The organism is Actinopolymorpha alba DSM 45243 (assembly GCF_000373925.1).
GTDB classification, from domain to species: domain Bacteria; phylum Actinomycetota; class Actinomycetes; order Propionibacteriales; family Actinopolymorphaceae; genus Actinopolymorpha; species Actinopolymorpha alba.
This window is the reverse complement of the sequence record NZ_KB892781.1, coordinates 1-15264: the sequence shown is the minus strand read 5'-3', so window position 1 is coordinate 15264 and position 15264 is coordinate 1. Positions and strand designations below refer to the sequence as shown.

Here is a 15264-nt window from a genome sequence, read left to right as displayed (position 1 = left end):
CGTCAGGTGACGAGACCGGATTGGTAGGCGAAGACGACCAGCTGGGCGCGGTCCCTCGCGCCCAGCTTGATCATCGCCCGGCTGACGTGGGTGCGAGAGGTCGCTGGACTGACCACCAGCCGTTCGGCGATCTCGTCGTTGTTAAGCCCTTCACCCACGAGACCGACGATCTCGCGTTCGCGTTCCGTGAGCGTCGAGAGCCTCGGATGTGGCTTCACCTTGCGGACCGGCCGGTTCACGAACTCCCGGACCAGGCGCTGGGTCACCGACGGCGACAACAGAGCACCGCCGTCTGCCACGAGGCGGATCGCCTGCAACAGCTCGCCCGGCGTGGTGTCCTTGAGCAGGAACCCGCTGGCGCCGTAGCGAAGCGCGTCGAAGACGTACTCGTCGATCTCGAACGTCGTCAACACGATCACGCGGGTGCCGACGAGTTCAGGATCCGCACAGATCCGCCGGGTCGCCTCCAGCCCGTCAACGCCGGCCATCCGGATGTCCATCAGGACGACGTCCGGCCGGTGTTCACGAACGGCGGCCACGGCGGCAAGCCCGTCGGATGCCTCGCCGGCGATTGAGAACCCGTCTTCGTTCTCTAGGAGGGTACGAAGGCCGAGGCGGACCAGATCCTGGTCGTCCACCACGAGTACCGAAATCACGTCGTCTCCTCTGTCGATGCCCGGCCTTGTGCCGGTCCCGAAACCCGACCCTGCGCCGGCGCCGATGCCCGGTCAGGTGGCGTTGGCGATACCGGTTCCGCTGTCGGAAGGGTGGCCCGGACCTCGAAGACCTCCTCCGCGGTGAGCCCGGCGGAGAACTCCCCGCCCAGCGCGTGCACCCGCCGCCGCATCCCCGGAATCCCGTAGCCACCCTCCGGACGATCCGACGGACTCCGCACCGTGACAGCTGGGTTCGATACGGCGAGGATCACTGCGGCAGTCTCGTAGACGATCCGAACCCTTGCAACCTTCTCCACGCCGTGACGGAGCACGTTCGTCAAGGACTCCTGGACGATCCGGTAACCCGTCAGATCCACGGCAGCCGGTACGGGCCGGGGTTCACCGGTCACGTCAATCTCCACGTCGACGCCGGCGTCGATCATCCGCTGGCGCAGCTCCTCCAGCCGATCCAGTCCGGGCGAGGGTGACGTCATGATCCGCCCGTCGGTGCGCCGAACCACCCCCAACGTCGCCCGCAGCTCGTCCAGCGCTTCGCTACTCGTCCGGCTGATGGCGTTCAGCGCCGCCTCCGCTTGCTCAGGCCGCTTCGGCAGGAGGTGCAGGGCGACGTCCGCCTGCATCTTGATGGCGGCCAGGCCGTGTCCCACGATGTCGTGCACCTCCTGCGCCATCCGCAGGCGTTCTCCGGCGATGCCCTGCCGGACCACCTCCGCCCGCGCCCGGGCCGCGGAGTCCTTCGCCAGCCGCACGGTCGTGCCGACCGCGAACGGCACCACCACCCACGCCGAGCCCGGAACGATGCCGAGGAGTCCCGGCAGCGCGGCGCTGTTGGTGAAGAGGTGGCTCAGCAGCCCCGCCAGCACGATCAACGCGGCGGGCAGCGCGGTCGTCAGGGGCCGCCACCGTGCCACCGTGTAGACGGCGACGAGCAGCACTACCAGGATCGGCCCGTAGACGTAGCCGACGATGAGGTACGCCGAGGCGAACGTGGCGGTGAGCGCCAGCGTCATGAGCGGCCACCGCCGTCGTACGGCCAGGGCGAGGGCGGCCGCCGCGACCAGGGTGTACCCACCGGAATCGAGCGGCCGGTCGGCCGGCACGAAATTCTCGGCGTACGACGTCCACACGATCGCGACGACCGCGAGCACGACCGCGAGAGTGAGATCGCCCAGCTGCCTGCGCGTGGGTCTCCTCCGCTCTGGTCCTGCCCTCTGCCCTGCCTGCGTCCTGAGGGGCTCGTACGACCGATGCTGCCCGACCAGCGGCGCACTCGCGTCCGCCGGCGAGCGTCACCGAGCGTACGCCCCAGGACGTAGCGCGAGAATCCGGAGCCTGACGCGAAGGTCATGGTTCAGATGGCGGCCACGAAGTGGTGGTGTCCGGAGCCAAGCTCGCGTTCCTCGCCGTTGGGCAGGGTCACCTCCGCGACGGCGTTCACGGGTACGCGGACCTCGAGAGCGAGCTCGTGCCCGCTTCGTTCCCACGACGTGGCGACCTGCCCGCGCACAGTGTCGAGGGAGACCTCGGCCTTGCGCAGTGCGCCGAACGCCCGTGGCGCGATCCGGAACCTCCGCCAGCCCGGCTCCAGCAGCTCGACGCCGAGGACCCGCTCGACCAGCCAGGTCAGCGGTGCGCTGAGGGTGGGGTCGTTGTGCCCCCGCGAGGACGCCTCCCACGACTCCCACAGCGTGGTGGCTCCAAGGCCGCGCAGATAGCCGTACGACGGATAGTCCCGCTGGGTCAGGACAGCGTGCGCGAGGTCGGCGCGGCCATGGTCGGACAGCGCGTACGGCAACGCGCCCGTGCCCACCCCGCCCGTGTCGAGATGCCGATCCTTGGCCTCTACGTCGCGCACGAGACCCGCGACCACCGCGTCCACGTGCGTGGCGGGCACCAGTCCGAACGCGAGCGGCACCGCGTTGCTGGTCTGCCGGTAGCCCGCGTCGACGCTGGTGCGGTAATGCCCGACCTCGACGTCGAGGAACGTCTGGTTGAACCCCTGGACGAGGGACTCGGTGCGGGTACGCCAGGCCCGTGCCGGCTCGGTCGCCCCGACCAGCTCGGCGAGCGCCACCGCATCCCGCAGGGTTTCGATGACGTACGCCGTCGCCACCAGCGTGCCGCCCTCCGGTGCCGCCGGGGTGTCGCCGGGCCGGGGCGGATACCAGTCGCCGAACGGGTCGTCGGCGATGCCGTCCTGGAGCTTGCCGAGCAGCCACTCGACGTACCGCCGTACGCCGTCGAAGTGCTTCTCCGGCACCGTGCGGTCGCCGTAGGTGAGCCAGTAGCGGCGGACGAGGTACGGATACACGCCGGTCGAGGTCGGTGTCAGCAGAAGGCCGCCCGACAGCTCGCCCTGCGGCACGATCAGCGGGATCTCACCGTCGGGTGCCTGCGCGAGCCGGATGTCGTCCAACCAGGTGGCGAAGAGGTTCGCCGTCCTGAACTGATAGAGCATCGGTTGGACGGCACGGAAGGTGCCACCAGTCCAGCCGAGCTTGGTGAACATCGGTGAGATGACGGGATGTCCCTGCAGGCCGTTGCGCGTTGTCTGGCGTACCGCGTCGGCGATCCACTGGAGCTCGCGGTTATCGACGCGGAGGTCCATGGTGCTGGCGAGGTCGCTGCCGACCGGGATCGCCGCCAGGTCGAGCGGCTGCGTCGTGCCGGTCACCTCGACGTAGCGGAATCCCTTGTACGTAAAGGATGGCTGCCAGGTCTCCTCGCCGCCTCCGGCGGCGATGTACTCGTCCACCTGGAAGCGCCCGTCCACCGACGCGTTCTCGTTGCCGGCGGGGGTCCCGACCTCGATCCGGCCGCTGCTGCCGATCTTCTCGCTGGCGAGGAGCCGCACGGTGGTGCCCGCCGGGAAGGTGCCACCCAGCCGGACCCAACCGGCACGTACGGCCCCGAAGTCGTAGACCCGCACCCCGTCGACCGGCTGGCGTACCGCGACCGGCCGGATCGGCTCGCCCGCGCGGAGGGGTTCGCAGGGGTACGCCTGCAACCGGCCCTCGGGCGCGTCGACGACGGCGGCTGAGCGCCAGCCGGAGGAGTCGAACCCCGGCGACGTCCAACCGGCGAGCCGGGCCGCGCGGCGGGCGTCGTAGGTCTCACCGGAGTAGACACCGTCGTACGTCGTTGGCCCTTCGGTCAGCCTCCAGTCGCCACCGGTACGCACGGTGATCCGGCGCCCGCCCGCGAGCGTCACCTCCAGCTGCGCCCGCAGTCGCGGTTCAGCCATCCAGGGGACAAGATTGCTCCCGTCGGTGTCCGGCGCGCGGGTCGCGAAGAAACCGCGGCCGAGCGCGACACCGATCGCGTTCACCCCCTGCCGGACCTGCGTCGTGACGTCGTAGGTCGAGTAGAGGACCCGCCGGTCGTAGTCGGTAGCGGGCGGGGTCAGCTGGGCGTCACCCACCCGTTTGCCGTTGATCCAGGCCACGGAGTGGCCGAGCCCGACGATGTGGAGCCGCGCGGACACGACGGGTGTGGCCAGGCTGAACTCCTTGCGGAGCAGCGGATTCGCGGGTGGGTTGGGTGGGATGCCGTACACCCAGCGGTCGCCGGCCACCTTCGAGCCATCGGTGTGCGCGGACCCGCCGTCGTAGCTGTCGTACGGCAGACCCAGCCAGCCGATGCTGCCCCAGGGCTCGGACAGCTCCAGGTAGTACGTGCCGGGAGGAGCGACCTCGGGAAGGTCCAGCCGACCCTGCGCGTTGCCGTACCGGTCGCCGACAAGGTTGGACACGGCGGCCCGTGCGACCACCTCTCCCGACGGGTCGTCACGCCGCAGGGTGAGTTCGCAGCTCGCGGTCTCCTTCGCCGGCACCTCGAGCAGGACGGTCACCGCCACCAGGCTGCTCTCCGACTCGAAACTCTGCCCCAGCGTGTGACCGGGAAGCAGAGCGGTCGCCTCGTAGAGCCGAGGCGGCAGGACCCGCGGCGGTGGTGGAACGACAATCCCGCTGCCGATCCAGTCCGCGGTCCATTCGTCCTGACTCAGCAGAGCCGTCTCGAACCACGCGACCTCACTCAACGGTCCTTGCATGCCGGCCTCGTCCCAGACCCGGACTGTCCAGAAGTACCTTGTCCGGGACGTGAGCTGTGGACCGGCGTACCCCCGGGCGGTCTGCTCGGCGGAGTTGACGCGTCCTGAGTCCCAGACGTCCGGCCGCAGCGCGGCAGCTCGTTCCCGCGTGCTGGCCACCATGATCCGGTACGCCGACTGCGCGCGGTTCTCGCCCGACGCCACCAGGCGCCAACCGAACCTCGGCACGACCGCGTCCATGCCGAGCGGGTTGACCAGGTGATCCGTGGTCAACCCGACCGGCTTCATCGGGCCGCGGATGCCGTCAGGCGGACCGCTTCCACGGCTGCCCGGCGCCCCTACCTCTCGGCCCGGGGGCACGGCGTCGGCCCGGCCCCCCAGCACTCCGGATGGAAACACCGACAGCGCGGTGCCAGCCATCCCGCCAAGAACACCCCGACGGCTCACCTCACCCACGACTCGACCTCCTGTTTGCCCTTCGGCGTTCTGTGCGCCGCAGTGTCGCAACCGCGCGAGTGGTGAATCCTCCGTTGAGAAGCGGCTCATGACGTACGCCGGCCGACGTACATCCAGCGGGGTTAGCCGCCCTGGTTTGTCAGAGGTTTCTCGGTCTCTTAGCCGAGAAACCTCTGACAGCTCCAGGTACCTCTGACAACTCGACGTTGCTCAGCTCGGAGTTACCGGGTCCGTCGGTGCGGACGCCGCTCCCGTACCGACCAGGTTGGTCGCCGCGACCGTGAAGGTGTACGCCTGACCCGCGGACAGTCCTGGTACCACAACCCGCCTCGCCGTCTCCCCAACCAGCACAGGCGAAAGCGCCGCGCCATCCCGGTGCGGCGTCACGACGTACCCCGTGACCGGGGCTCCACCGTCAAAGGCCGGCGGCCGCCACGAGACCGTCACCTCTCCCTGACCCGCGACCGTCGACACCTCGGCCGGCGCCCGCGGCGCAGCGGGGAAAGCGTAGACCTCGAACTCCGACAGCCCGCCGTTCGGACCGGTGCCACCTTCGACCTGGAACCGCACCCACGTGAACGTCTTGGCGTCAAACGTCACCGTCTTGGGATCGCCGTTCGGGGGCACGCCGCTCACCTGGACCGTGGTGCCGTCGCTGAAGGTGAGCCGCCCGCCATTCACGTCATCGATGCCGGCCCTGTCATACAGCACGATCCGGTCCGCCTTGATCGGCTGGTCCCAGTCCAGCTGGACCCACGGATTCGCCTCGCCCGCCGACGCCCAGTCGCCGCCATCGGGTTGGCCGATCACGCCGTCCCGCACGTTGTCGCCGCCGTAGCTGCTGTTGTACGCCGACGAGACGGTGACACTGGCATCGGGCCATCGGGCGGCATTGCCACGCAGGAGCGCCGCGTCGAGGTCGAGCCGCACGGTTTTGCTCGACCGCGCGCCCGCCCCGTCAGCGGCCGTGGCCGTCACCAGCACATCGCCGCTGCGATGGTTGACCGTCAGAACGCCGTCCTCGTTAATGGTTGCCTTGTCGGTCGGCGACCCGTTGGGCTCGGTCACCGACCACAAGGCCTGCTTGAGCGAGTTCTCTGGCACGAACTCCGCCGTGAACGCAGCCGAACTGTAGGGCGCCCTGATGAGCTCCGGCCCGGCGATGGTGATCCGGGTGACATCCTGGCAGCGGTTCAGCCCTTGCCGGGTCAGGACAGACCGCACCGCGTCCGCGATGAGAGCGTGGCCCGCGTCGTTCGGATGGACACCGTCCTTGGCGATGTGCGCGGGCGACCAACCGGTTCGTACGTCGACGACCCGCGCGTTCGGGAATTCCTTCGCGACGCTCTGGAGTTTCTGGACGTACGCGTCCGCGACCGCCTGACTGCCCTTGTCGTACGGCGGATACGCCTTCCAGGCCGACTCCGCGATACCAGGATCGGCAACGAGTACGACGGGAATCGCCTTACCCGTACCCGCTGCTCGCGCGAACTCAAGCATTTCCTTGATGTGCCGGCCATATCGGTTGAGGAGATCGCCGTCGGGCCCAAACAGCCGGACGTCATTGATCCCAGCCTCGATCACCGCGACATCCGTCGGGCGGATCGAATTCACCGCCATCAGGAGTTGGTTCTCGGTTTCGGCGGAGAGGTCGCTGGAGACTGCCTTGTTGACAAGGGGCCGGCAGGTGCCTCCCGCGACGAGGGACGCCCATGCCTTGGCTGGTTTCGACGCACCGAGCCCGGCGACATAGGAATGCCCGAACGTCAGCAGCCGACCAGACTGCTCCGTCGCAGCGGTCTCCGCAGAGACCGGCGCCACGGCCGGCGGCGCGTCCTCGCCGCCCGACAAGCCAGTGAGGTAAGGGAGAAGGGCAACCCCGGCCGTGATTGTCACGGCCGCCAGGAAGTTGCCGCGCATCGCTCGAGCCACGTGACCTCCCAGGTGGACACGTCAGGTAAAGAAGGGTCAGTTTGGAACGACTGGCGGAGTTTTCGCCGATCCGGGACCAGCGCCCATGACGTTGGTCGCGGCGACACTGAACTCATATGCCTGCCCAGCGGTCAGCCCGGGAACCACCACGCTGCTGGCCTCCGCGTCGACGCTGATCGGCTCCATCGGAACGCCGTTGTGGTACGCCGTCACCACGTAGCCCGTAACGGGTGTACCACCGTCGAACTCCGGCGGCCACCACGAAACGGTGGCCTTCGACGCCCCCGCCACGGCCGTCACCTCGACGGGAACCCCTGGCGGGAAGGGCTTGGCGTACACCTCAAACTCCAGCAGCCCCACGTTAGGTCCAGAGCCACCCTCGACCTGGAATCGCACCCACTCGAAGGTCTTCTGGTCAAAGCTCACCCGCTTGGCGCTGCCGTTGGTCGGCACACCATCGATCCGCACGGTGCTGCCGTCGCTGAAGCTGAGCGTTCCGCCATGCACGTCGTCGATGCCGGGTCGGTCGTACACCACCACCGTGTCCGCCTGGATGGGACGATCCCAGGTCAGTTGGACCCAGGGATTCTGTTCCCCGGCCGACGCCCACTCCCCGGACGACGACCCGAACCCGTCGTGCACCTTCGCCGGGCGATAGTCGTCGTTGTAGCGCGAGGACGCGGTCGCGGTGACACCTGGCCAGCGGGCGGCGTTGGCACGCAGCAGAGCGGGGTCGAGGTCGATCGTCACGGTGGTGGTCGCGCTGACCTTGCCCGCGTCCAGGGCGGTTGCCTTGACGAGCACGTCTCCGTCGCGGTGGTTGACCGTGAGCACGCCATCCTTGGTGATCGACGCCTTGTCGGTCGGCGAACCATCGGGTTCGGTCACCGACCATTCCGCCTTCTTGAGCGTCGTGTCTTCAGGCGTGAAGGTCGCCTCGAACCGCGCCGAGCCGTACGGCTCCGACATCTTCTCCGGCCCGACGATGGTGATGTCCGTCGCAATGACCGGCTCCCCGCGTTCTGGACCGGTGCCGATGAGGTTCCTCGCGGCGACGGTGAAGGTGGTGGCATCAGCGTCGGCGAGGCCGGAAACGACCGCCTGGTTGGCGTTCTCGCCCGCCTCGACCGTCTTGGTGAGCGCGCCGTCGGTGTAGGCCCGTACGACATATCCCGTCACTGGTGCGCCGCCGTTGAACGCCGGTGGCTTCCAGGACACCGTGGCCTGCGTGCCATCTCTCGCGGCTGACACGTCCAGAGGAGCCTCGGGCGCCGAGGGTACGGCGTACACCTCGATCTCCGACATTCCCGGATTGAGGCCGGTGCCACCGCGCACCTGGAACCGCATCCAGGTGAAGGTCTTCATCCCGAACGTCACCGTCTTGCCGGAACCACCGCGCGGAAGGTCCGCCACGTCGACGGTGCTGCCGTCGCTGAAGCTCAGCGTGCCGGCGTTCGCGTCGTCATCGCCCGGACGGTCGTAGAGCACCACCCTGTCGGCTTTGATCGGCTTCGTCCAGTCCAGTTGGACCCACGGCGCACGCTCGCCCCGCGAGGCCCAGTCGCCACCGTCCTTCGATCCGATCACACCGTCGTGCACCTTGGCGGCGCGGTAACCGGCGCTGTATTCGGACGAGGCCTTCGCCGTGACACCCGGCCAGCGGGCAGCGTTGCCGCGTAGCTTCGCCACATCGAGGTCGAGGGTCACCGTCTTGCTGGTGCGTACCACCGGACCGCTGTCGGAATTCCTCGCTGTCACGACGATCTCGCCATCGCGGCGGTTGACCTTCAGGATGCCATCATCGTCGATGACCGCCCTGTCGGTCGGCGAACCGTCGGGCTCCGTCACCGACCAGAACACCCGCTGCCAGGTGGTGTTCTCAGGCTGGAACGTCGGGGTGAAACGGACCGATCCGTACGGCTCCTCGATCCGGTCCGGGCCCTCGATCCCGAGGGCGGTCGCGTAGACAGGTTTCTTGACTTCCGAAGCGGACTCCGATGGTGGAAGTCCGCCGGATCCCCAACTCTTGTTGGGCTTGTCACCCATCCACAGCTCCAGCGTGCCACCATCGGCCAGCTGGTCGTGACGGAACCACGCCTGGTCGAGCGCCTTGCCGTCGAGTTGGGCCCGCTGGATGTACATGTTGCGGGCCGAGTTGTTGTGCGTGACGATCCGGAATTCCTTGCCGGAGTAGTAGTCGCCGTTCAGCTTGATTTTGATCTCGTCGAACACCGGCGAGGTGATGTCGTAGACCGGCCGCGAATGCCCGCCACCTGTCACCTCGAAGAGACCAATAGCCATCAGGGCGCTCACGGCTCCCATCTGACCCTGGTCCTCGTCATGGTGCCCGTAGCCGTCGGTGGTGGAAATCGAGCCGTACGTCTTCTCCTTGACCTGGCGCACCCAGTACTGCGTCAACCACGGCTTGCCCACGTAGTTGAACAGGTGAGCCACCTGGAGTCCGGGCTGGTTGCCGTAACTCACATAGCCCTGGCCGTAGACGCCGATGAAGTTCGCGGCCTGGGCGCGTTCGAACGCGTAGTTGAGCCGATCCGCGTACGCCGTCTCACCACCCATCAGGTTGGCCAGCCCCATCACGTCGTGCGAGGTGAACCACGTGGCCTGCCAGGAGTTCGCCTCGACGAAGTCGCTCGGGCTCAGCGGATCGAAGTCCTCCAGGAACGTTCCATCCGGGTACCGGGGGCGGATGAAGCCGGTGGACGGGTCGAACAGGTTGCGCCAGTTGCGCGATCGGTTACGGAGGTAGCTCGCGGTGTCGGTGTCGTCCCAGACCTCGACGTCGTTCAGCCCGACGTTGCTACCGCTCCCTCCCGTGGCCTCGAACCTCACCCAGGTGGCCTTCTTGTTGCCCACCTGGACGACCTTGCTGGTGCCGTCGGCGGGAATGCTGCTCACGTTGACAGACGAACCGTCGCTGAAGGTCAGCCGACCCGAGTTTGCGTTGGACGTGGGATCCGCGCGGTCGCTCAGCACCACCTTCCGGATCGTCCGCGGCTGCTCCCAGCTGAGCTTGATCCACGGCCGGGCCTCTCCGGCCGAGGCCCACTCGACACCCTCACCGCTGCTGCGGCCCGACCGGATCGGCCGGCCGTCGACCGCCCGCTCCGCCGCGAAGCCCGGAGCGCTCCCCTGCGACGACGCCTGGACCTTGGCGAACGGCGCGATGTTGAGGCCCTTCTTCTCCAGCTGCTTCGCCAGCTGGGACAGGGTCCAGTCCTGGAAGGCGTACTCCAGGGTTTGTCCGGCGCCGCCGTTGAGGCCGGCACCCTGGCGATACCCGACGTATCCCTTGTCGAGGTACTCCCGGATTCCGCCGGCTCCGGTCCATCCCTGGTATTCCAGCGCGCCCTTGTCGAAGAGACCGCCAACGGAGTGTGCGTCGAGCATCGCGTCGTAGGCGAGGTTGATGTCGAAGTCCCGGATGCCCTTGTTCCACGCGCCGCTGATGAACGACGTCACCGGTGAACTGGTCATGATCAGCGAATCATTGCCAGCGACCGGTCCACGCGGAAGCAGGCCACCGTCCTTGTACATCTGCAGCTGTGACTGCACGAAGCTGCTGTAGATCTCTGGATAGGCGAGACCTAGTACGGAGTTGAGGTTCCACTGCGTGAGCCACAGGGCGTCGTAGTTGTACATCGCGAACTTCGGCTTGCCCTGCTTGTCGAGCGGGATCTGCTTGACGGTGTTGTGGTTCCAGGTGTCGTCCATGTACTTGCCGTCGACGTCGCTGATCACGCTCCGCCCGCACAACACGTGGAAGAGGTCGGTGTAGAACTTCACCTGCTGCTGCTTCGTGCCGCCGCGTACGTCGATGCGTCCCAGCATGTCGTTCCAGTGTCGCTGCGAGGCCGCCTTGACGTCGTCGAAGGACCAGCCCGGCAGCTCCCCCTCGAGATTCTTCCGCGCACCAGCGGTGCCGGTCAGCGAGAGGCCGACCTTGGTCTGGATCACGGTGCCGGCGTCGAGGTGGTTGTAGCGGGCGTAGACGCCCAGGTTGTTGCCTGACAACTCCTCGATCGGTGCGCCGCCGCGGGCCAGGGCGCCGTTCGCCCATCCACGCAAGGAGTCGAACGGCCGGTCGAACCGCATGACGAAGTACAACCTGGCGTCGTGATCGGCGTAGAAGTCGCCGCGCTGGTTGACGTAGCCCTCGATCTCCTGATTGCTGACCTTGCTGACATGGGCGTCCTTCATGATCGCCTCACCAAGAGTGCCACCCAGGTTGAGGATGATCTCGCTCGCGCCCGCCCGGTCGTAGGTGTACCGGTGGAGCCCAACCCGGTCGGTCACGGTCAGCTCGGCGGTGATGTCGTAGCGGTCGAGACGAACCTTGTGATAGCCGGGTTCGGCGACCTCGCTTTGGTCATGCTCCACGTGGGACTGCCACCCGGTGTCGCCGTTGGTCTTGGGCACGCTCGCACCCGAGGTCGGCATCACCTGGATCCCCGAGAACTGCCAGTCGTGAACGTGGCTGAAGCCCTTGATGTCATGTTCGGTCGTGCGGTAGCCGGTGCCGCCGCTCGCGTGCGTGCTCGTGTCCGGGCGCAGCTTCACGAAGCCGAACGGATTACTCGCCGACTGGAAGAAGAAGTAGCGCGCGATGTCGGCTTCGATCCAGGGGTTGACCAGGCTCACGTAGTCACGTTCACCCCGCGCCGACGCTTGTTCCGGTCCGTTGAGGGCACCCACCGCGACGGCCACCATTGTCAGGGCAACGAGCAACCGTAACCGCCATATCCGCGATCTCGACCTGGTCTTCACTGTTGTCACACTCCTCGTTTGATCCGGTGACCTCAGCCGACCGGCCGGAGACTTGACACGAAGAAACGCTGGAACGCGAGGAAGAGCACGACCGTCGGGAGCGAGACGCTGAGATAGGCGCCTGGTGAGTCCGAGGTATCGATACCGAGTGGTTGTGGTCGTTGACCGTACAAGAGAAGCCGAGACTCACGGCATGTCGCGTCGCCAGGTCGGCCGAATGTGGTCTTGTTTCAGAGGATGTTCGGGCGCCTGGCCGGTCCTGGCATATCGGGTTGGTCTTGCGCGGAGCGCACACCAACCGGCATGGTGTCGTTACCATCGCTTGTCACAAGGGGGATCAACCTTGGCGGGGACAGTCACCTACGATGCCAATCCGGCGTACCCGCCACGTGGCGACAGCGTGGTCCGCGGCTGGGCGGACGCGATCGCGGCCCTGCCCGCCACGCCGTTCGTCCTCGCGGTCGACGGTCCCGCCATCCTCGACTGGACGACGTTGGTCACCGGACTGGCCGCAGTGTTCCCGGCCGAGATCCCGACACACACCCTCGACCTACGGGACAGCTTCGTGCCGTGGCAGAAGGTCGTCGACGTCACCGCGTCCGCGGCCCTACCCGAGGACCCGGACTTCACCACCCTGGCCACGCAGAACCTCGTCGACCTCTTCGAGCACCTGCCGGATGCTGCCTCGCCAGACGGTGGTGTCCTCATCGTCTTCGGGCCGGGCGCCGCGCTCGTACGACACGACATCCTGTGGTACGCCGATCTCCCGAAGCGGTACGCCGAGGCCGCGATCGTCGCAGGCACGGCCCGCAACCTGGGCCAACGTGCCGGCGACGGCACGGGCACGACGAAGCGGCTCTTCTACATCGACTGGCCGATCCTCGACCGGCACCGGGACGCGATCGCCGGCCGGATCGACCGGTGGATCGACGCCCAGGATGCAGCGAGCCCAACGTCGCTTGATGGTACGACGCTCCGGCGTACCATCGCCGACCTCGCGACCAGGCCGTTTCGCACCAGGCCGACGTTCAACACCACCTCGTGGGGCGGCCACTGGGCACAGCAGACTCTCGGCTTCAACCGCGACGCCCGCAACACCGCGCTCGGGTACGAACTCATCGCACCCGAAAGCGGCGTCCTCATCGGCCCCGACTCGGGCCCGCAGGTCGAGGTGCCGTTCCAACTCCTCGTCAGCCAGGCCCCGGTCGAGTTGCTCGGTGAGCGGGTCCACGCGGACTTCGGCACGTCGTTCCCGATCCGCTTCGACTACCTCGACACGGTGGGCGGTGGCAACCTGTCTGTCCACTGCCACCCGCAACCCGACTACATGCGGGCGATCTTCGGCTGGCCCTACACCCAGCACGAGACCTACTACATCCTGGTGGGCGGCGATGGGCGGCGGATCTTCCTGGGCCTGCACGACGGCGTGGACATCGAGACCTTCCAGGCCCGGGCGCGCGACGCCGACGAGCATGGGGTGGCGTTCGACATCGAGGAGTACGTCCAGACCTTCCCGGCCACTCCGCACCAGCTCTTCATGATTCCCGCCGGCACGCCGCACGGCAGCGGTGAGGGGAACGTCGTCCTCGAGATCAGCGCCACGCCGTACCTCTACAGCCTGCGTTTCTATGACTGGTTACGCCGCGACGAAGCGGAACGCCAGCGGCCCGTGCATGTGGGGCACGCGTTCGCCAATCTCGACACCCGCCGGCAGGGGCCCGCGGTGCGTGAGCGCCTGATCCAACAACCACGTGCGCTTCGCACCGGCCCAGGATGGCAGGAGGAGCTGATCGGATCGGCGCCCGAGATGTTCTTCGAGGTACGCCGAATCGGCGTAGCGGCAGGCAAGACCGCCGAGGACGACACCGGCGGGCGGTTCCACGTTCTCAACGTCGTCGAGGGCGACGGTGTCGCGGTGGAGACGGCGAGCGGTCGCCGCCATGACCTGGCCTATGCCGAAACGATGGTGGTGCCGGCGTCTGTCGGCGCGTATCGCCTGCGAGCCCTCGGCCCACACGACGTCCGGGTCGTCAAGTCGCTCGTGACACCATGACAAGCTCTCCCGACGCCAGGACAAAACTCGTTCCTGTCATGGACATCGGCGGTACGCACGTGACGGCCGGGTTGTTCGAGCCCGACGCGCAAGGCATCCTTGACGGCAGCCGGCAGCGGCTTCCGCTTGATGCGTCAGCGCCGGCTGCCGCCATCGTGGAGCGGATCGTGCGTTGTGGCGACGCTCTTGACGCGCCGTCGGGGATGGCGTGGGGCATCGCCCTGCCCGGACCGTTCGACTACGAACGCGGAATCGGGTGGTACGAAGGGGTCGGGAAGTTCGACGCCCTGCACGGTGTCGAACTCGGCCGGGCTCTGCGCGACGGCCTGCGTGCGGCGCCAGCCCGGACGCGTTTCCTCAACGATGCCAACGCGTTCGCGCTCGGCGAATGGGCGTCGGGCGCGGCAGTGGGACAGGCTCGGGTACTCGCCCTCACGCTCGGCACCGGGATCGGGTCTGCCTTTGTCGCGCACGGCCGGATTGTCGAGGACGGCCCCGAGGTGCCGCCGGAGGGCCGGGCCGATCTCCTCACCATCGACGGGCGACCCTTGGAGGAAACGGTGTCGCGGCGCGCCGTCCTCGCGCGCTACGCGACCCTCGCCGGCGGCGGAACCCGTCCGGAGCCGGCGGTCGGAGTGGATGTCGAGGACATCGCCCGGCGGGCCGAGCAGGGCGACGCCGTAGCGGCGAACGTGCTGGGCGCGGCGTTCCATGCCCTCGGCGCCGCACTTCGACCGTGGGTCGAGCGGTTCGGTGCGACGCTGCTGGTGGTCGGCGGCTCGATGGCGAAATCCTGGGACCTCGTGGCGGCACCCCTGCGTTCGGGCCTGGGCGGACCAGTGGGCCCCGCCGTCGTTCCTGCCCGGCACGGCGACGACGCCACCCTCATCGGCGCCGGCATCCACGCCCTCCGCTGAAGGCCAACCGGCAGAGGCGACGGCACGACGCTAGGCAGACTTCTTCCGACGTTCGCGGATCCGGACCGACGTGCGGGACAGCAGGGTGGGGTTGACGTTGTCGAGGACGACTTCGCGGGTGACGATGACCCGGGCCACGTCGTCGCGGCTGGGCACCTCATACATCACGTTGAGCAGGACCTCTTCGATGATCGCCCGGGTCGCCCGGGCACCAGTCCCCCGCAACAACGCCTGCTCAGCGATCGCGGCAACCGCGTCATCGGTGAACTCCAGCTCCACCCCATCGATCTCGAACAACTTCTGATACTGCTTGATCAACGCGTTCCGCGGCTCGGTCAGGATCCGCATCAACGCCGACCGATCCAACGGCTGCACCGTCGCCGCCACCGGCAA

At 67.8% G+C, this 15264-nt stretch carries 7 protein-coding genes and 1 pseudogene; 2 read left to right on the top strand and 6 right to left on the bottom strand.

Features of this window, described 5'->3' with window-relative positions; translation table 11 throughout:
- Window positions 1-2: 2 nt before the first annotated feature.
- From B141_RS0127875 to B141_RS43165, 5 genes are all read right to left on the bottom strand, one after another.
- Window positions 3-656 carry a response regulator transcription factor gene (locus B141_RS0127875; protein WP_020578479.1) on the bottom strand — a complete coding sequence of 218 codons (654 nt, stop codon included), beginning with the start codon at window positions 654-656 and terminating at the stop codon, window positions 3-5.
- Window positions 653-1849: a sensor histidine kinase gene (locus tag B141_RS43175; RefSeq protein ID WP_040422520.1), complete on the bottom strand. Its 1197-nt coding sequence runs from the start codon at window positions 1847-1849 to the stop codon at window positions 653-655. Before B141_RS43175 ends, B141_RS0127875 begins: the two co-directional genes overlap by 4 nt.
- A 179-nt stretch (window positions 1850-2028) precedes the next feature.
- Window positions 2029-5184, bottom strand: coding sequence for a family 78 glycoside hydrolase catalytic domain (locus B141_RS43170; protein ID WP_169512976.1), 3156 nt, complete (start codon window positions 5182-5184; stop codon window positions 2029-2031).
- A 210-nt stretch (window positions 5185-5394) separates the two neighbouring features.
- Window positions 5395-7116 carry a DUF7402 domain-containing protein gene (locus B141_RS51775; RefSeq protein WP_157181346.1) on the bottom strand — a complete coding sequence of 574 codons (1722 nt, stop codon included), beginning with the start codon at window positions 7114-7116 and terminating at the stop codon, window positions 5395-5397.
- A gap of 36 nt (window positions 7117-7152) precedes the next feature.
- Window positions 7153-11862: a glycoside hydrolase domain-containing protein gene (locus B141_RS43165; RefSeq protein ID WP_157181345.1), complete on the bottom strand. Its 4710-nt coding sequence runs from the start codon at window positions 11860-11862 to the stop codon at window positions 7153-7155.
- Window positions 11863-12244: 382 nt separating this feature from the next.
- On the opposite strand from B141_RS43165, the gene B141_RS0127850 reads away from it, so the two are divergent.
- Window positions 12245-13954: a class I mannose-6-phosphate isomerase gene (locus tag B141_RS0127850; RefSeq protein ID WP_020578474.1), complete on the top strand. Its 1710-nt coding sequence runs from the start codon at window positions 12245-12247 to the stop codon at window positions 13952-13954.
- Window positions 13951-14871: an ROK family protein gene (locus tag B141_RS0127845; RefSeq protein ID WP_157181344.1), complete on the top strand. Its 921-nt coding sequence runs from the start codon at window positions 13951-13953 to the stop codon at window positions 14869-14871. The genes B141_RS0127850 and B141_RS0127845 overlap by 4 nt, the downstream gene beginning before the upstream one ends.
- Before the next feature lie 30 nt (window positions 14872-14901).
- Here the strand turns inward: B141_RS0127845 and B141_RS43160 are convergent.
- Window positions 14902-15264: pseudogene (locus B141_RS43160) on the bottom strand (ATP-dependent Clp protease ATP-binding subunit ClpX); the annotation flags it as partial.